Annotated in this window: 10 protein-coding genes and 1 pseudogene; 8 read left to right on the top strand and 3 right to left on the bottom strand. The window is 37.4% G+C overall.

The window, feature by feature from the left end:
- The first annotated feature begins 131 nt into the window (after nt 1–131).
- From F6K23_RS33060 to F6K23_RS33045, 4 genes are all read left to right on the top strand, one after another.
- Nucleotides 132–7,367, top strand: a complete 7,236-nt coding sequence (locus tag F6K23_RS33060; protein ID WP_293164155.1) for a non-ribosomal peptide synthetase — start codon at nt 132–134, stop codon at nt 7,365–7,367.
- Between the two features lie 29 nt (nt 7,368–7,396).
- The gene (locus F6K23_RS33055; RefSeq protein WP_293164152.1) at nt 7,397–7,573 is read left to right on the top strand and encodes a hypothetical protein; all 177 of its coding nucleotides are present in this window, start codon (nt 7,397–7,399) and stop codon (nt 7,571–7,573) included.
- Nucleotides 7,574–8,077: 504 nt separating this feature from the next.
- Nucleotides 8,078–8,485: an aspartate/glutamate racemase family protein gene (locus tag F6K23_RS33050; protein ID WP_293164149.1), complete on the top strand. Its 408-nt coding sequence runs from the start codon at nt 8,078–8,080 to the stop codon at nt 8,483–8,485.
- A 373-nt stretch (nt 8,486–8,858) separates the two neighbouring features.
- Nucleotides 8,859–10,634 carry an N-acetylmuramoyl-L-alanine amidase gene (locus F6K23_RS33045; RefSeq protein WP_293164164.1) on the top strand — a complete coding sequence of 592 codons (1,776 nt, stop codon included), beginning with the start codon at nt 8,859–8,861 and terminating at the stop codon, nt 10,632–10,634.
- A 399-nt stretch (nt 10,635–11,033) separates the two neighbouring features.
- Here the strand turns inward: F6K23_RS33045 and F6K23_RS33040 are convergent, their stop codons facing one another.
- Nucleotides 11,034–11,852 carry an inositol monophosphatase family protein gene (locus F6K23_RS33040; protein WP_293164147.1) on the bottom strand — a complete coding sequence of 273 codons (819 nt, stop codon included), beginning with the start codon at nt 11,850–11,852 and terminating at the stop codon, nt 11,034–11,036.
- A 597-nt stretch (nt 11,853–12,449) separates the two neighbouring features.
- On the opposite strand from F6K23_RS33040, the gene F6K23_RS33035 reads away from it, so the two are divergent.
- Both F6K23_RS33035 and F6K23_RS33030 read left to right on the top strand, forming a co-directional pair.
- Nucleotides 12,450–13,769, top strand: coding sequence for an RNA-guided endonuclease TnpB family protein (locus tag F6K23_RS33035; protein ID WP_293164145.1), 1,320 nt, complete (start codon nt 12,450–12,452; stop codon nt 13,767–13,769).
- A gap of 3 nt (nt 13,770–13,772) precedes the next feature.
- A complete protein-coding gene (locus F6K23_RS33030) occupies nt 13,773–14,021 on the top strand; it encodes a hypothetical protein (RefSeq protein WP_293164142.1) in 249 nt (82 codons plus the stop codon).
- Here the strand turns inward: F6K23_RS33030 and F6K23_RS33025 are convergent.
- Together F6K23_RS33025 and F6K23_RS33020 are read right to left on the bottom strand one after the other, a co-directional pair.
- A complete protein-coding gene (locus F6K23_RS33025; protein WP_293164139.1) occupies nt 14,018–14,329 on the bottom strand; it encodes a molybdopterin dinucleotide binding domain-containing protein in 312 nt (103 codons plus the stop codon). The two genes, F6K23_RS33030 and F6K23_RS33025, sit on opposite strands and share 4 nt — an antisense overlap.
- Before the next feature lie 177 nt (nt 14,330–14,506).
- Nucleotides 14,507–14,638 carry a hypothetical protein gene (locus tag F6K23_RS33020; RefSeq protein WP_293164136.1) on the bottom strand — a complete coding sequence of 44 codons (132 nt, stop codon included), beginning with the start codon at nt 14,636–14,638 and terminating at the stop codon, nt 14,507–14,509.
- Between the two features lie 1,167 nt (nt 14,639–15,805).
- On the opposite strand from F6K23_RS33020, the gene F6K23_RS33015 reads away from it, so the two are divergent.
- On the top strand, nt 15,806–17,089 hold the full coding sequence (locus F6K23_RS33015; RefSeq protein ID WP_293164133.1) for a diguanylate cyclase domain-containing protein: 1,284 nt from the start codon (nt 15,806–15,808) through the stop codon (nt 17,087–17,089).
- 1,059 nt (nt 17,090–18,148) lie between these two features.
- Nucleotides 18,149–19,006: pseudogene (gene fdhD, locus F6K23_RS33010) on the top strand (formate dehydrogenase accessory sulfurtransferase FdhD).
- The last annotated feature ends 1,061 nt before the right edge of the window (nt 19,007–20,067 follow it).

The following is a 20,067-nucleotide window of genomic DNA, read 5'->3' as shown; positions in this document are numbered from 1 at the left end:
GATGCATGACTTTTGACTTCCGTTAAACGGTATAAGGAGAGGTAATTATTAATTGTTAATTGTTAATTGCTGAATTTATAGAATCCATTTGGTATCTTGAAAAACTGTATTTAGTAATAGAATAATAAATTATGTTGACAAAAAAAACTAATGATTTAATCTATAATCCAGAAAAAAGTTCTGTTTATCCTATGTCACAGGGGCAGAAATGGTTATGGTTTATCCACAAAATCGCTCCTGACCATACCGCTTACAACGAGTATAATGCAGTAAAAATTAATTCACCATTAGACATAGAAACCTGGAAAGCAACATGGCAAAAAATTGTAGAACGCCATGGCATTTTACGAACTACTTATGGAACGAATAAAGAGGGCGAACCTGTGCAAATTGTTCATCGGACAATGAATGTTCCGATGCAGGTGATTGATGCTAAGGATTGGAGTGAAGAACGGTTAAAGCAAGAAATTTTAGCTTGTGCAGATGTTCTCTATGATTTAGAAAAAGACCCCATTATTCGATTATATTTGTTTCAGCGTTCCGCAACGGAATGGGTTCAAATGTTTACCATTCACCAGATTGCTAGTGATAGTTTTAGCAAAGATTTATTTTTCAAAGAATTCCAACAATTATATGCGGGTATTCCAGTTCAAGAACCTTTAGCTTATACCGATTTTGTCAATTGGGAATCACAAATGCTGAACTCACCTAGGGGAGAAACCCTTTGCCAATATTGGGAAAAACAATTAGCGGGTGAGTTGCAAATTTTAGATTTACCAAGGGATCTACCACGCTCCAGTGTAGTTAATTATCGGCAAGATTTCCATGAATTAAAGCTCCATGAAGAATTGGTATCGTGTCTCAAAAAACTAGAATCTGATAGTATTAATCTGTTGAAAATTGCCTTGAGTGCTTTTTATGTCTTGTTATATCGCTACACAAATCAGGAAGATATTATTGTTAATATTCCGACAGAAAATCGACTGGATAAAAAAGAGTTTAAAGATGTAGCGGGGAATTTGGCAAGTTTAGTTATTGTGCGAGGGAATTTAGAGGGTAATACGACTTTTAAAGACTTGCTGATGCAAGTCGCTCAGACGGTTGATGAAGCGCTGAAACATGAAGCTTATAATTATCCCTGGAGTCAATTAGTCAAGGAGTTGAAACTCAAAAGTAATTTCCGTCATGGTCTGGTTTCTTCTGTGATGTTTAATTGGCGAAAATTAGGATGGTATGAGACAGAGTTTCAAGAGGGATTACTTCAAATTGAACCTTATTTGTTGGGAGAACAACGTGGCACTCTCTATGACATCTTTGTAGAATTTCTTGAAGTGGGTAATGAGTTGAATGTTCGATGGAATTATAATGGTGATTTATTTAAATCTGAAACTATAGAGCGGATGGCAAGGCATTATCTGACGTTGTTAGAGGGAATTGTAGCTAATCCAGAAACGCCGATTTTTAAATTGCCGTTGTTGAGTGAATCAGAACGTCATCAGTTATTAATTGAGTGGAATAATACAACTGTTGACTATCCCCAGGATAAATGCATTCATCAGTTGTTCTCCGAACAGGTGGAAAAAACACCCGATGCAGTGGCAGTGGTGTTTGAAGGGGAAGAGTTGACTTATCGAGAATTGAATAGTCGGGCGAATCAACTAGCTCGTTATTTACAAAAGTTGGGGGTTAAACCAGAATCTTTAGTAGGGATTTGTGTTGAACGTTCTCTGGAGATGATGGTGGGATTATTGGGGATTATGAAAGCAGGTGGAGCTTACGTTCCTCTCGATCCTGTTTATCCTCAAGAGCGAGTTCATTATATTTTATCCAACTCACAAGCTAAATTCTTGATTACTTCTAGTCAGTTGTTAAGTTCCTTGCCCAACTCTGAAACTCAAGTAATTTGTTTGGATACAGAGCGGGATGTTATTTCACTAGAAAGTCCAGAAAATCCTGAGAGCAAGGTCAAACCTGATAACTTATCCTATGTAATCTTTACTTCTGGTTCCACAGGAAAACCGAAGGGAGTAGAAATTTGTCACCAATCTCTGGTGAATTTTATTAATTCTATGGGTGATAAACCAGGGTTAAAAAATAGCGATCGCCTCCTTGCCCTTACTACCATTTGCTTTGACATTCACACTACGGAAATTTACCTGCCCTTAACTATCGGCGCAACGATAATATTAATCAGTCGTAAAGTGGCGCAAGAACCATTGAGATTAGCTTCAAAAATTGCTCAATATGATGCCACTGTGATGCAAGCGACTCCAGCAACCTGGCAAATGTTGCTCGTCGCTAACTGGTCAGGCCGACCGGATTTAAAAGCAATTTGTGGCGGAGAAGCTCTCCCAAAAGAATTAGCCAACAATTTACTAGAGAAAGTTGGTTCTCTGTGGAATATGTATGGACCGACTGAAACCACTGTTTGGTCAACTATTTATGAGGTAACACCTAATCGTCGGACTTTTGGTGAGGGTACACCAGAATTAATCGGTCGCCCGATCGCCAATACCCAAATTTATATTCTGGACAAACATCTGCAACCTGTTCCTATTGGTGTACCAGGAGAACTGCATATTGGTGGTGCGGGTTTAGCTCGTGGCTATCTCAACCGACCAGAATTAACAGAGCAAAAGTTTATCCCTAACCCCTTTGAAAAGTCAAAATTATATAAAACAGGGGATTTAGTTCGTTATTTACCCGATGGAAATATAGAGTTTCTCGGACGTATTGATAATCAAGTAAAAATTCGAGGTTTCCGTATCGAACTTGGAGAAATTGAAGCGTTACTTGCCCAACATTCCAACGTGCGAGAAGTTGTAGTCATTGCTCGCGAAGACATTCCAGGAGACAAACGGCTTGTTGCTTATTTAATTACTAATAATGCCAAAACGACAATTAATGATTTGCGTTTTTTCCTCAAGACTAAGCTACCCGAGTATATGATTCCTGCTGCTTTTGTCTTTCTTGAAGCAATTCCCCTGACTCCTAACGGCAAAGTCAATCGTCGTTGCTTACCTGTTCCAGATACTTCAAATTTGCTTCCTAAAACCAGTTTTGTTGCTCCCAGAAATTCGGTAGAACTGCAACTAGCTCACATTTGGTCAGAGATTCTAGGTGTTTCTCCCGTTGGAATTCATAACAACTTTATTGAGTTAGGCGGAGATTCCTTGTTAGCTACCAAAATTATAGGGCTGGTGCGCGATCGCTTCGGGGTAGAATTACCGCTAAATCGCTTATTCGAGTATCCTACAGTAGCAGAGTTAGCCAAAATTGTTACCCAGGTAGCTCAAGAAGAGCGATCGAATCCTTTGCCATCCCTGGAACCCATTTCACGAGAGCAAACCATTCCTTTATCCTTTGGTCAAGAACAATTGTGGTTTCTCACCCAATTAGCTCCCTCTGAACCAGTCTACAACGAAACCTTTACCATTCATTTAGGTGGGGATATTAATATCCAGGCATTATCAGACAGTTTGACAGAACTCATCTGCCGTCACGAAATTCTGCGGACTACCTTTAGAGTCGTCAACGGGCAGCCAGTTCAGGAAATTCATCCGCCGTCAGCTTTAACTTTACCCGTCGTCGATTTGCGCTTTTTGCCGGAGACGGAACGAGAAACCGAAGCGTTGCGAATTGCCACCGAAGAGCTTCGTGCCCCTTTTGACCTGACGCGAGGTCCATTGCTGCGAGCCACTCTAATTCAGTTGGCAGAAACAGACTATCGGCTCTACTTGGCCATGCATCATACTCTGATAGATGGGGAATCGCTTACCAGTATAGTTTTGCCTGAATTGGAAACCCTTTATACTGCATTTTCCCGAGGCTTACCGTCACCTCTGCCGGAGTTAACTATCCAATATGCCGACTTTGCCGTTTGGCAGAGACAGTGGTTACAGGGAGAAATTCTCTCCGATCAGCTTGCTTACTGGGAGAAAAAACTAGAAAATTTACCCCAACTGCAACTTCCTACAGACCATCATCACACCCCACAAACCACCTTTGCGGGTTCGCGGCTTTGTTTCGCACTCTCAAAAGATTTAACCGAAAAAATCAAAACAATCAGCCGCCAAGAAGGTGTCACTTTATTTATGACCCTAGCGACGGCAATTAATATCCTTCTTTATCGCTATTCGTCTCAAGAAGATATTGTCATTGGCACTGTCACCTCCCAACGCAACCGACCAGAATTGCAAGGGATCATGGGAGACTTTCTTAATACTTTAGTTTTGCGGAGCGACCTGAGTGGGAATCCCAGTTTTCGAGACCTGTTAAAGCGAGTCCGAAATGTCATTTTATCCGCTTACGCCAATCAAGATGTACCCTTTGAGCAGGTAGTCAATGCTCTTCATCCCGATCGCCACGTCAGCCAAAATCCGCTTTTTCAGGTGATGTTTGTGCTTCAGCCTCCTTTAACCGATGAGCAGTTGGGATGGACGGTCAGCCAATTAGAGGTAGATTCCGGCTGCTCGAAGTTTGACCTCACTTTTAATTTAGAGGAACAACCAGAGGGAATGACAGGGGCGATCGAGTATAATACCGATTTGTTTGATGCCACAAGTATTGACCGGGCGATCGGGCATTTGATGACTTTACTAGAGGGAATTGTTACCAATCCCAATCAAAGCATCTCTGAATTACCTTTGTTGACAGAGCAAGAGCGTTATCAGTTATTAGTGGAATGGAACGATACGGCTGTTGATTATCCCCAGGATAAGTGCGTCCATCAGTTATTTGAGGAACAAGTAGAAAAGACGCCGGATGCGGTGGCGGTGGTGTTTGAAGAGCAAGAGTTAACTTATCGGGAGTTGAATTGTCGAGCGAATCAACTGGCACATTATTTGCAAACTCTGGGGGTCCAACCAGAGGTATTAGTGGGCATCTGTGTTGAACGTTCTCTGGAGATGATGGTGGGATTATTAGGGATTCTTAAAGCCGGTGGAGCTTATGTACCAATAGATCCAAATTATCCTACCGAACGTATTGCCTATATGCTGGAAGATTCTGCGGTGTCAGTGTTACTTACAAGTAAATCTGTATGGTTAGGTTTACCGGAACATTCTGCACGGGTAGTGTGTTTAGATAGTGACTGGGATACTATTGTTAATTACAGTATTAAGAATATTGACAGTGGAGTAACTCCAGAAAATTTAGCTTATGTAATTTATACATCAGGTTCTACCGGGAAACCAAAGGGAACCATGATTATTAACACAGGAGTAGTAAATTATTTAAGTTGGTGTATCCAAGTATGTCAGCTCACACAAGGAAATGGAGTCCCTGTGAATTCGTCTATTGGGTTTGATCTCACCATCACTTCTTTATTCTCTCCTTTATTGAAAGGTCAAAAAGTGATTTTGTTACCAGAGCAAGATGAAATAGAAGCTCTGAGTCAACTTTTATGTTCCCAAAAGAATCTGAGTTTAGTTAAAATCACACCAGCTCACCTACAAATACTCAACACTTTGATCCCGCCAGAAAAAGCATCTAATCAAACCAGAGCATTCATCATTGCTGGCGAAGCATTACCAGTGAAAACCGTATCATTTTGGTCAAACAATGCTCCAGAAACCAAACTAATAAATGAATATGGACCAACTGAAACAGTAGTGGGGTGTTGCGTTTATCAGGTCAAACCAGAAGAGTCAGATCGAGAAATAGTTCCTATAGGTCGCCCCATTGCTAATACTCAAATCTACATTTTAGATAGCAATAATCAACCTGTACCCATAGGTGTACCAGGAGAACTGCACATTGGTGGTGCGGGTTTAGCACGAGGCTATCTCAACCGTCGAGAACTGACAGAGAAAAAATTTATCCCTAACCCCTTTAATAATTCAAAAGTCAGAATTCAAAAGTCAAAATTATATAAAACTGGGGATTTAGCTCGTTATTTACCCGATGGAAATATAGAGTTTCTCGGACGTATCGATCATCAAGTAAAAATTCGAGGTTTCCGGATCGAACTCGGAGAAATTGAAGCAGTACTTGCCCAACATTCCCTGGTGCGAGAAGCTGTAGTCATTGCCCGCGAAGACATTTCAGGATATAAACGTCTAGTTGCTTATTTAACTACTAATGACCCCAAAACTGCGGTCGATAATTTGCGTTCTTTCCTGAAGACTAAGCTACCCGAGTACATGATTCCTGCTGCTTTTGTCTTTCTCGAAGCAATACCTCTAACCCCTAATGGTAAAGTCAACCGTCGTGGTTTACCTATCTCCGATCCTTCAAGTTTGCTTCGTGAAACCAGTTTTGTTGCTCCCCGTGACTCGGTGGAACTCCAACTCGCTCAAATGTGGTCAGAGATTCTGGGTATTTCTCCCATCGGAGTCGGTGACAACTTCTTTGACTTGGGTGGTCATTCTCTGTTAGCAGTGCGTCTCATGGCTGAGATTGAGAAACAATTTAGCAAAAATCTATCTTTAGCCGCCCTTTTCCAAGGTGCTACCGTAGAACAATTAGCCATTCTATTGCGCCAAAAAACTAATACTCACTCTTGGTCTCCTTTAGTTGCTATTCAACCTGAAGGAAACTACCCACCGTTCTTCTGTATGCCTGGTTCCGGTGGCAATGTGGTCTACTTTCACCAACTCGCCCGTCATCTGGGAAATGACCAACCTTTTTACGCCTTACAACCTCCCAGCTTAGATGGGATTTCGGAACCCTTTGGTAGTGTTGAAGAGGTAGCTGCCTACTACCTCAAAGCTATCCAATCCCTTCAACCCTCTGGTCCGTACTTCCTAGGTGGTCACTCCTTTGGGGTTTTGGTTGCTTTTGAAATGGCGCAACAACTACAACAGTTGGGAGAAACAGTTGCTCTACTTGCCCTATTTGACCTTCCCGCTTTACTTCCTGGCAGCGTCTCAAAACAGCTAGATTGGGATGATACTCAATGGTTAACTAATATTGCTCATGTACTAGAAATGTTATCTGGGAAAAATCTCAACATTTCCTATGAAACCCTCAAACCTCTGACTTCTGAAGTGCAAGTAAATTATCTTAAACAACAGATGGAAACCGTCAACCTGTTGCCATATAATTCAGGAATTGAACGAGTGCGTGGAATTGTCCAAACAATTAAAACTGACGAATTGGCTTTTATGAGTTATGTACCACAAGAAGGTTATCAAGGTCGAATTACCCTATTCCGCAGCAGCGAAGTTTATCAGGATGAATTAGGAATGCTTGGTGAAATTCCCACAGATCCAACTTGGGGATGGAATCAGTTTTCTACTCAACCCGTGGAAGTTCATGTTGTTCCTGGAAATCATACCACTATGTTGAGTGAACCTCACGTTCAGGTATTAGCTGAAATGTTGAAACTTTGCTACCAACAAAGCTCCCCTGATTTTCAATTGTAGTTATGTCTTGAAAATAAAAGACCAAACCTATGAAAATTAAAATTATTGTTCCTATCAATAACAGCGATTTCAACGATGAAATTGCCCAAGCTGTTGAACCCGTCCTGACACCAGATATGACGGTAGATGTGGAAAATATCTCAGAGGGGACTCGTTCAATTGAAAGTCGTTATGATATCATGTCCGGTAGCATCGGTCTTGTATAGTAAATAGGCAACAGGCAACAGATCCGGAAGGCAACAGGCAAGAAAAAAACTCAAATTTCCTGTAGATATCCACGCTAACTTTTACACAAACGATTGCCTTCGGACATGATATGATTCAGAAATCAATGCCCCTTATGTGATTGCACAAGCGGTGAAAGCTGAACAAGATGGCTTTGACGGGATTTTTGTATCGGACATGGATTACTGTGGAGTTGAAACAGCTCGAGAGGTCATTGACATTCCAATTGTTGGGGGGTTCTGACCCAGCGCCTATAGAACCCCTAAGCGTATCTTCATAAATATTAAATTTTTCTAGCTAGGAGACAGGAGACAGGAGACAGGAGACAGGAGACAGGAGAGAAGAGGGAAGAGGGAAGAGGGAAGATGTGGGGAGAAATAATACAAAAAATTCAACACTCCTTTTCAGATTTTTCCTCACTCATTGATGGGCGAAAAGACTTGGCTACCATAATTATATAGATCTCAAATGGGTTCTATACAGCAATGATGCTTGCTCAAAGATTTTCAATTATTACTATTGTGAATTCAGTTGTAGCAATGCAACGGGAGCATATCAGGAAGTTTGGGATTTCTCCCAATTTTGCTTCCATTCGTTCCGTGCATCTTCCGGTTTTGAGCTTACATGACAAGGAAGTTGCCCTAGAAAAAATCTATGCTGAAAGTGTCAAAGCGATTGATGAAGATAGTGCTCATGCAATAATTTTTGGTTGCACTGGCTTTTTAAAGATCGCTGATGCTGTTGCTCAAGGTCTAGCTGAAACGGGAAGAGGAGTACCTGTTGTAGATCCAAATTGTGCCGCCATTTCATTTTTGGAGTTGTTAATTCGGAATAAGCTTTCCCAAAGTCGGTTAACTTATTACAAGCAAAATTACTTGGAAAAACAGGACTAAAAAACTCGGGGTTGGTGAATATTTAGTAGTCAGTAGTCAGTAGTCAGTAGTAGGGGCGAATGGCCATTCGCCCCTACAGAGGAAAGAGAATTGAGAAAAATTTAGCAATGATTTAAAAATTGAATATTTCTTTATACCAAATCAAGCGGATTATTTGATATCATAAGTAATTTAGTCAGAAGTAATATCAATCATAAAAAAAGAGAAAAGTAATAAAAGTAATATGGCAAATTTCAATCCACTGCTAATGGCTACAAAAAAAGCAATAAATCCTAAAGTATTTAGCAAAATTATTAGCTCATCAACTTTAGGATTAATGATATTTTTAGGAGTAATAACTACCATTTCCCCCGATGCAATGTCACACGATGCAATGTCACAAAATAATGAAGATAATAATCAACTTCAACAGGACTCCGAGTCAAAACAAGAATCTCTATTTATTACCTATCCGTCACGCAATCATAAAACTACTTCAGACCGAATATTCTTAATTGGTACAGCTTCTCCAGAGGCGGAAGTTACTGTTAATGGAAAACAAATTAATGACCGTAGTCGTTCTGGTCATTTTGCTCCTAGTTTTCCATTACAAATAGGGGAAAATATATTTACTGTACGCCATCAAAATGAAGAGATTATTTTAAAAATAACACGCAATTCAAACCAACCACCTTTGCCAGTGGGAATAGCTTTTGGTCAAGACTCTTTGACTCCAGCAAAAGATATTGCCAGAATGCCTGGAGAATTAATTTGTTTTCAGGCGATCGCTCCTCCAAATGCTAATATTTCTGTTGTATTAGCTGCCCAAACTATTCCTTTACTTTCTCAGTCTCAAGTAGTAAATTTACCAGGAAATTTAGCAGTATTAACAGGAGATAATCAACCTGTTCCCTCTGTGGGAGAATATTATCAAGGTTGTGCAAAAGCGGAAAAATCAGGAGATTTAGGTCAACCTGAATTTAGACTGAGTGTGAGTGGCCAAACTGTTACTCAAAAAGCACCGGGAAAAGTAACTATTCTTTCTCCGACTACATTTGAGGTGGCGGAGGTAACAGTAGAAGAGGGAGTCGCGAGAACCGGACCCAGTACCACTTATTCTCGCTTGACTCCCTTACCAAAAGGTACTAAAGCTTTGATTACAGGGAAAGAAGGAGACTATTTACGCCTTGACTATGGTGGGTGGATAAAAGCTGATGAGACTAGGATATTTACAGATGCTGCTCCACCCCGTTCGGTAATTCGGAGTGCTATTTCTCGTCAAGTTGAAGGTGCAACAGAAATCAGATTTCCTTTGCAAGTACCAGTGCCAGTTACAGTCGAACAAGGCGATGGTTATTTAACTTTAATTCTGCATAATACGACGGCTCAAACTGATACTATTCGTTTAGATGATGACCCTTTAATTGAGCGATTAGATTGGCAACCAATTCTAACTTCAACAGTGCAAAATGAACAGGGAGTTAGGTATAAATTTTATTTAAAAACAGACCAACAATGGGGTTATAAATTACAGTATGTTGGAACAACTTTGCTGTTAACTTTGCGACATCCTCCGGCAGTCAAAAGTGGAATTAGTTCTGTATATAAACCTTTAACTGGAATGAAAATTTTGATTGATGCTGGACATGGTAGTGAGAATGATTTAGGCGCAAGAGGTCCGACTGGTTATCCGGAAAAAAATGTGACATTAATTGTGTCAAAGTTATTACAGGATGAGTTAATTGCACGAGGTGCTTCAGTATATATGACACGAAAAGCAGAAGAGGATTTATATCCTAAAGACCGTGTAGAAATGATTAATCAACAAGTTCCAGATTTAGCACTTTCGGTTCATTATAATGCTTTACCTGATTCTGGCGATGCGCTAAAAACTCAGGGAATTGGTACTTTTTGGTATCATTCTCAAGCTCATAGTTTGGCAGTATTTTTACATAATTATTTAGTGGAAAAATTAGACCGACCTTCTTATGGGGTATTTTGGAATAATTTAGCTTTAGCTCGTCCGACAATAGCTCCTTCTGTATTGTTGGAATTAGGATTTATGATTAATCCTTATGAGTTTGAATGGATTATGAATTCTCAAGAACAACAGAAGTTAGCAAAGGTATTAGCAGATGGAATTGTAGAATGGGTAAAAAGTGTTGATTGAAGAAGGAGACCTCGCCATCCCATCCTAGGTCATGCTGCGCAAACGACCGCTTATTATCCCCTTAAAAGGGGAGGCGCATACCCACAATTTTTCGGTAAGAGCGTTAACGTAGTTGTGCGCTAGCTAATGGCCATTCGCCCCTACTATATATAGAAGATGTCTCTTGGACTAAAAAGATAAATTCAGATCTAAAAGCTGCTATTAAAGCCATTCATTCTGACTCCTGAGTTCCCCTCCCAGGAGGGGTTAGGGGTGGATTGACTCCTAAGAAATATCCTAGCTATTTGTAGCAAATATTTATCAAATTGGTATAAGAGCGCGATAAAAAAATTTTATCCTCTTAATATATTCAAACTTCCTCCTCTTCTCTCCTGACTCCTGACTCCTGACTCCTGACTCCTACTTTCTTAAAGGTTGTACTAATGGCAAAAAATATGACACTAATTGTTGATTTCCAACAACCAAAGTAGGAAAGGGATGACTCGAATAATCTTTGCCAATTTTTAAAGGAAAAATATCTGTAGATTCTAATGGTACCCACACTGCACCTGCAGCTTTTGCTATTACCCAAGATCCTGCAATATCCCAAATTCTAGGTGTAGCTTCAACTCCTGCAATAGATGCACCACAAGCTACAAGTAAAAAGTTATAACTTGCTATGCCTAACATTCTAATTTTTGTGGGAATTTGAGGTAAGATTTTGGTACTTCGGGAACAAAGATTAAATAAATGATTGCCAGTAATTTTGTCTTGATTTGGTTGAATTGGTTGATTATTTAAAAATGCTCTGGTGATAGGTGGGTTAGATAAATAAGTCTGATTTTCTTGATAATAAAAACCATAATAAGATTGATGTAATGGAGGCAAATGTATATAACCAAATATGGGAATACCTTGATACAATAATGCGATAGAAGTTGCCCAAATTGGTATACCTTGAGCAAAGTTTGTTGTAGCATCTAAGGGGTCAATAATCCAACACCATTCATTACTAGGAAATATCTGTTGAGTTTCTTCTGTTAAAATTCCATGAGTGGGAAAAGTATGAGCGATCGCTTCCCTAATTTCTCTATCTGCCCATTTATCGGATTTAGTAATTAAACTACCGTCGGTTTTTTCATCTGCTGTAACATTTCCGAAGTCTTTTAGTAATTGATTTCCTACTCGAAAAGTTGTTGTTTCTGCGAAGTTTAAAACTTGATTCCAGAATTCTGTCATTTTAGCTTTTTTATCCCACTAGATTGTTGTTTGAAAGTTGATTGAAAGAAGATTAATCGGTTATTTCAGTTATCAGTTGTCAGTAAACTTAAGTTATTAGTTTAATTTTCAACCTTGAGTTTTTAGATTTTCATTTTGAGATTTTCTAGATAATACCCAAGGGATAATACCTGGAGGTTCACTATCAATATTTTATAATGGTAGAGGGCAGTATTAAAAATAAAATTTATGATTCGTCGAAAGCGAGTTTCTCTATACTTTATTATTTTGGCAGTTATGGGGGTAAGTTGTATGTTATGTCCTGCTAATGCCCAAACATTTGACCGAAAAATTGTGGTCCAAAACTTCCCCTTTTAAGGGGATAAAAAAAAGAATATTCCTCTCCTTATTGCAGAGGTACTGATAACTGATAACTGATAACTTAAATGACCTTACTTCTGACGAAATATCATATCTACTGTCATTAGGAATTAAAATTGCAGTTCCTAGTTATCTAAATGTTGGCATTTATACCCGCGCTCTCCTGCAAGGGAGCGTCGTATGGGAATGCCAACCCATGCTATAATAATATCAACTTGTTAGTAATAGGTCGAAAACATGAAAGCTAGATACAAATATCGTATCTATCCAAATCATATACAAATAACTAAATTAAATAAGCTATTTGGTTGTTGCCGATATGTTTGGAATCAAAGTTTAGCACATTGTAATCAAATATATGCTAGCGGAGAAAAGAAACTTAGTTATGTTGATTTAACCAAACAATTCATAACTCAGGCTAAACAAAAATTAATTTGGTTAAAAGATGTAGCTTCTACACCATTACAGCAATCCCTTAAAGACTTAGACCAGGCTTACAAAAACTTTTTTAATAGCTGCACTGGAAAGCGCAAAGGTATCAAGGTTAAAGCGCCTAAATTCAAGTCCAGAAAGTCTAGACAAGCTGCAAGATTTGTAGGCAGTAACTACAAAATTGCTCAAGATAAAATATTTCTGACCAAAATAGGTAAAGTTAAAATAGTTTGGTCTAGACCACTTCCTAATCAACCTACTTCTGTAACTATAATAAAAGATAGTGCTGGCAGCTACTTTGCTAGTTTTGTTGTAGAAACAAATCCTGAATTTTTACCTAAAACTGAAAATTCTATTGGCATTGATTTAGGTATTAGCATATTTGCTACATTGAGTAATGGAGATAAAATTGTTGCTCCTAAACCACTCAAACAAAATCTCAAAAAGTTAGCTAAGTTTAAACGTAAGTTTGCCCGTACTGAAAAGGGTAGTAAACGTAGAGAAAAAGCTAGATTAAGAGTTGCTAAACTTCATGGCAAAATTAAAGATATTAGAACGGATTTTCTTCATAAACTATCAACTGATTTAGTGAAAAAATACGACACAATTGTACTAGAAGATTTGAATGTCTCAGGTATGATTAAGAATCGCAAACTTGCCAAAGCAATTAGTGATTTGGGATGGAGACAATTTAGAACTTTAACAAAGGCAAAATGTGAAAAGTATAGTCGTGAGTTTAGAGTTATAAACAGATGGGAACCGACAAGTCAAAAATGTCATTGTTGTGGGTTTAAAGGTGGAAAGAAAGAACTAAATGTCCGTGAGTGGACTTGCTTAAATTGTGGTACTTTCCATGACCGTGATATTAACGCTGCAATTAACATTCTCAATACTCAATCTGTTGTTGAGACAGTAACCCAGCCGATAACCAAAGTTGAAACTGTTGAAACAAAAATAGCAGAAAATCAAATTCAACTATCACTTTTTGATGTAGTCGCCGAGGGCCAACCGGAGACAAATAAACGGACGAGGAGACGCGGTAAATCATCCCCTAAAAAGGATGTTCGTGTCGATGAGTCGTCAACCCGCCCTGAGTCTTTCAAGCAGCTTAGTCTGTTTGATTGATAGATGGGAATCCCGCATTGTCTCGCAGAGCAACGTCGGGAGGATGTCAATTACCGGAATGTTGATAATAGTTGTTTTGCTATTGAAACAACTGGTGGAGATATTGGAGGTGTGATTTCTGAATATGGTTTTCCTGTAGAAACTTCTTTCTTTGGGGAGGTTTATATTCGGTTTGGTGAAGGTATTCGTGGGGTAAAAAAACATCGGAACAACAACTCAAATTTACTGAACATCCTCAAAACTTCAAACTAATCTAACTTTTCTAAACAGACCAAAGCATTATAATCAGGCACACCTTCAACAGAACGTTTACCTTTATCTAATAACACATTTCCTTCCGGCCAATGTACTTGTAAATTACCTGGTTTCATCGGAGCTAAATAAACTCTTCCTTGAAACTCACCTAAATCATTTTTCAACAGTACTTTATCCCCATCTTTTAAACTCAAATTTTCCGCATCTATAGGATTAATTAAAACTGCCTCTCGCATAGCTCCAGTAATAGCATCTTTCTTTGACTGCACCATACTATTAAATTGTTTGCCTCTACGAGTAGCCACTAAAAAATATCCCTCTTTTAACTCTTCTTGAGATGAAGAAAGTATTGAAAAATTAGCCTTACTATCCGGTGTGGGAAAATTCCAACCAAAACATAAATGAGAACCACCATATTGAAAATTATCTCCTGGTTCTTTTAAATGCTGAATTCCCGAATATTGCGGAATTACTAAAGCAATTTATTGACGAATTTCTGAAGTATTTTCAAACTCTAACTTATTTGCTAAATCAGGACGTACTAACTTTGCTAAATCCATAAACACTTCCCATTCCGGGCGAGCTTCTCCAATTGTTATTAAATTAATTATCATACTAGGGGGGGATTATCCACCAAGGAGAATTAAAATTCATTAATGAAATTGGCTATAACTTAACCTCAGTTCTTCCTTGAATATGTTCATGTATCTGATTGTTGTTTGCGGAGTATGACCAACGGAAATGCTTACATTTATAATTTTTTATTAGAAATCTCCAGAAAATAAATATTTTAATTAGAGCAGGCTAAGGATAGGAAAATTCACCCTAAAAAATCTTTTTTCGTGCCTTTGCGCGTCAAAATATCTTACCTGTTACCTACTCCTGCAAAAAACCTATATCTTTTTCGGAGATGTCTATTTTAGGAATAAATCACAAATTTAATATGTAACTACCTATGTATGAATTTTCTATGATGGCAGGGAAAGGAATATAGGATATTTTTTGATTCCCTTATTAAACATTTAGTTTGACAACTGATAACTGATAATTGAAAGGAGAATTAAAATTCATTAATGAAATTGGCTATAACCTAACCTCATTTCTTACTTGAATAAGTTCATGTATCTGATACGAATTTTAAAAAATAATTCTATACTTAAGTTTTACTTCAATTATTAATTAATTAATACAGACTAAATATTTTTATTAATAATTATTGGCTTTGTTGTTAATTATTCTTATTTTTACCGAATAATTAATAATTAAATAATTAAATAATTCAGGCTTAAAGCCTCCCCTTTAAAGGGAAAAAAATAAATTTTTTCCTTTTATTCAATCCTCTTCCTTTTAGGGAGAGGTAATTATCAATTATCCATTATTGAATTCTCCCCTACTCCCCCACTCCCCTACTCCCCCGCAATGCGAAAATGTAGCAAACATTTATCGAATTGGTATGATTGCTGTTTGCGGAGCATAACAAACGGAAATGCTTACATTTATAATTTTTTATTATAGGAATAAATCACAAATTTAATATGTAACTACCTATGTATGAATTTGCTATAATGGCAGGGAAAGGAATATAGGATATTTTTTGATTCCCTATTGTCTATTAAACATTTAGTTGAACAACTGATAACTGATAATTGAAATGACCTTTTACTATTCTCCTAACCAACTATTTCTTTGCTATATTTGACTTGATTAATATCACATAAATGATAACAGCCATAAGATGGAAATTATTAAAGCTTTGCAAACGATTGTATCAAGTGCTTTATATGCGTGTGATTATCATTCTTGTCACTTTACTCTGTTTAGGTTTTAGTATAGCTGTAGTAGGAACCTACTACCTCTCGATGAATTTAGTAGATTCTCAAGCAATGCACTATGCAAAAGTGGCTGTCAAAACCTTGAATGAAGCTAGAGTACTGTACAGCAAGAATGTTGTCGATCGGGTAAAGTCAATGGATGGTATCATGGCCATACCTGAATACCATACTGTCAATGGAGGTATTCCTAATCCTGCTACCTATACTATCGAACTTGGGGAACGCCTCAGTGATGAATCAGAGGGTATGTTGTTTAGACTTTACAGCGAGCATCCATTTCCTAATCGACAACTAACAGGAGGACCTCAAGATAAGTTTGAATGGGATGCACTGAATTACCTGAAAGAGCATCCAAAAGCTTCCTTTTATCGCAAAGAACAATTTGGCGATCGCCTCTCGTTTCGCTATACAGAAGCTGTCCTCATGGAGCCAAGTTGTGTAGCTTGTCATAATACACTGCGAAGTAGTCCTAGAAAAGACTGGAAAGTTGGACAAGTACGTGGCATTGTAGAAATTACTCAGCCTGTTGATAATGTTATACTCATAGCTGAAGATGGATTAAAAGTAATTTATACTGTCTTGATGACTATTATTAGTCTAGCAATTTCAGGTTTCATTGTAGTTATTGGACGCTTTCGTGCAATTAATCAAGAGCTAGAACAGAAAGTTTTGGAAAGAACAGCAGTTCTCAATCATTTAGCTGTCATTGATGGGTTGACCCAACTGATCAATAGGCGTCAGTTTAATATACTTTTTCAGCAAGAGTGGCGACGAATGCAACAACAACAACGACCCTTATCGTTGATTCTTTGTGATGTTGATTATTTCAAGAAATACAATGATACCTACGGTCATGTAGCAGGAGATAATTGCCTTCGTGCTATTGCTCAAGTTTTGGATAGTAGTGTTCAGCGTTGTGGAGAATTTGCTGCGAGGTATGGTGGGGAAGAGTTTGCTATTGTTTTACCAGGAGTAAATAGTTTTGAAGCAACCAGAGTCGCAACTATAATTATGGATGGTATTCATTCTCTGAAGATACCTCACAAAACCTCTTTGAATAACTCCTATGTCACCCTAAGTATGGGAATTGCAAGCACTATTCCTCAGGATCAAAGTTATCCTGAACAATTGATTAAGTGTGCAGATAGAGTATTGTACCAAGCTAAAGAAGAAGGAAGAGATCGGTTTATTGTTTGGAGTCAACAACCCAGCGCTAATTCTCAAGGAATATAGCGTGAGCTTTTTTAAGCTCTAGTTGACCAGACTCAGGAATTAACTTTCCTACGTTTTTATCGTCATGATACCTATAGTTTTGGTTAAACTAAAATATAAATCAATACAGTTCAGTTAAGGATTTTTTTGGCAGTTCTGTAATTTGAAGAGCTACTCTAATAGTTCTATACTTTATGAATTTTAGCCTTATCTAAACCGTATTGAAATATAAATAGTTTGGCATTGGTGAATCAATTTGACTTTGGACAAAAAATTAGTCAGCGTAATATTTACACTAACTCCTGAAATTAAGATTTAAAGACAGAATCAAATCTGAAATTATATTTGTTTCTAAGATTATTTATCATCCTGAAAATCAGAGGATGGCTCTGGTTTAATTTCTCTACTGAAACACATATCTAAATAACTTTTTTGAAGGAAATTAACTACCTTCTCCAACTCTTAACGAAGTCAGAAGTTATTTTTATAAGGGGGATTTGAGCAACTCTCCAAAAACCCGATCGCCTTAAAAGGCGGGGTTTTAGACCCAATTATTTTGATAAAAAATATCTCCTCGAGTTATTTTTTCTACCACATCAATATGAGCTTCATTTCTAGCTATTCCTAAATATTTATATTTAGTTTTTTGTGAGTGTCAGTAGCTATAGAAAAAATTGGTGAGGCCGATTGTAATTTATAATAATAGTACAGTTTCTGATTTCTATTGACTTGATAACGAATGATATGAACTTCACAGGAAGAAAAAGAATTTTAGAATAAAAAAAGAAGAGTAATATCATGTTCGGATAATCAGTTATAAATAAAATTTAAGGACTGACAATACTGAGATTACCAAATAAATAGTGAAATTATTTTTACTTTTCTCAAATATTTCCTCTTTTTATCCTTTATTCTCTCCTGACTCCTGACTCCTCATATAAGTATTCAACCGAACATGATATAAGTCAGATAATGGAGCAAAAAGCCTCCAAGGAATTTAAAAATGGTACAGGAAAAAACAAAAAGTGAATGGAAAATAGCAAGAAGTAAAGACACAATAAAAAGATTAGGAAAAAAAATATGAACTATTCTTCTAGTAGCAAAACTAAAGCACAAATTTTAGTCGTCGAAAATCAAATTTATTTCACTCGTTACGACCAATTAGTAACAGAAGAACCTTTAGAAATTCGTCTGACTTTTCCGAAACAAACTATAGCAGTTACTATGCGGACTCCAGGAAATGATTTTGATTTAGCAGCAGGATTTCTCTATAGTGAAGGAATTATCAAAAATCGTGAAGATATTGAAAAAATTAGTTATTGTGTAGACCCAGAAATTGATGGGGAACAACTCCAAAATATTGTTAATGTCACTCTTAAGTCTGAATTAAAACCAAGCTGAAAAACCTTAGAAAGACATTTTTTTTCTTCTAGCGCTTGTGGAATTTGTGGTAAAGCAAGTATAGAATCTCTGCATATTAAAGGTTTTTCATCTATTCCTTTAAAATCAGAAGTTCCGGCGGAAGTTATTTATAGTTTGCCTGATAAATTAAGTAATGCTCAAAGGGTGTTTAAATCTACTGGTGGTTTACACGCTGCTGCTTTATTTGATACTCAAGGAGAATTGTTGAAATTGCGAGAATATGTAGGTAGACACAATGCTTTAGATAAGTTGATAGGTTCGGAATTTTTAGCAGGTATGTTACCTTTAAATAATCATATTGTTATGGTGAGTGGGCGGTCGAGTTTTGAGATTATACAAAAATGTATAACTGTAGGTGTGCCGATAGTTTGTGCTGTTTCTGCGCCTAGTAGTTTAGCGGTAGAAATAGCTAGGGAATTTAATATTACTTTGGTTGGATTTTTGCGGGGGAAAAAGTTTAATATTTATTCTGGTGTGGAAAGAATTAAAGTCGGTCAAAAAATGGATTATACCTAAATTTATCCCCTAGAATTAATCAGCAATAGCTAGAAACTCAGAATGAAAATATTATCGGCGTTCGAGATTAGTTGAGAAATTTTTATCCCTGAATTTATCTCTAAGAATTAATCAGCAATAGCTAGAAACTCAGAAGAAAAATATTATCGGCATTCGAGATTAGTTGAGGAATTTTTATCCCTGGATTTATCTCTAAGAAGTCAAAAGGAAAAAGATGACGGGGATACTGAAAAATTGCTACTTTTGTTCACCAAACCACAATCTAATTTATCCCCAGACTCCTATATTCTGAATTCTTGTTCAAAACTGAGCTTTTACCACCTATCCCCAAATAATTTATTCACCTACTACCTCATACCTAGATGATGGTTAATCAGAATTACTTGAGGAAATTTAATCGGTCAATTTATCTGCAATAACAAGCAAGAAGTAGGGAGTAAGAAGAGAAAAAATGACGGGGATACTGAAAAATTGCCACTCTTGTTAATCAAACCACAATCTAATTTCTCCCCAGACTCCTGTATTCTGAATTCTTGTTCAAAACTGAGCTTTTACCACCTATCTCCAAATAATTTATTCACTTACCACCTCATACCTAAATTCTGCTTAATCAGAATTACTTGAGGAAATTTAATCGGTCAATTTATCTGCAATAACAAGCAAGAAGTAGGGAGTAAGAAGAGAAAAAATGACGGGGATACTGAAAAATTGCTACTTTTGTTCACCAAACCACAATCTAATTTCTCCCCAGACTCCTGTATTCTGAATTCTTGTTCAAAACTGAGCTTTTACCACCTATCCCCAAATAATTTATTCACTTACCACCTCATACCTAAATTCTGCTTAATCAGAATTACTTGAGGAAATTTAATCGGTCAATTTATCTGCAATAACAAGCAAGAAGTAGGGAGTAAGAAGAGAAAAAATGACGGGGATACTGAAAAATTGCTACTTTTGTTCACCAAACCACAATCTAATTTCTCCCCAGACTCCTGTATTCTGAATTCTTGTTCAAAACTGAGCTTTTACCACCTATCCCCAAATAATTTATTCACTTACCA

The sequence above is a fragment of the Okeania sp. SIO2C9 genome, assembly GCF_010672455.1.
Taxonomy (GTDB): Bacteria; Cyanobacteriota; Cyanobacteriia; order Cyanobacteriales; family Microcoleaceae; genus Okeania.
Note: the sequence above shows the minus strand (reverse complement) of the source record. Positions and strands in the feature narration are given on the sequence as shown.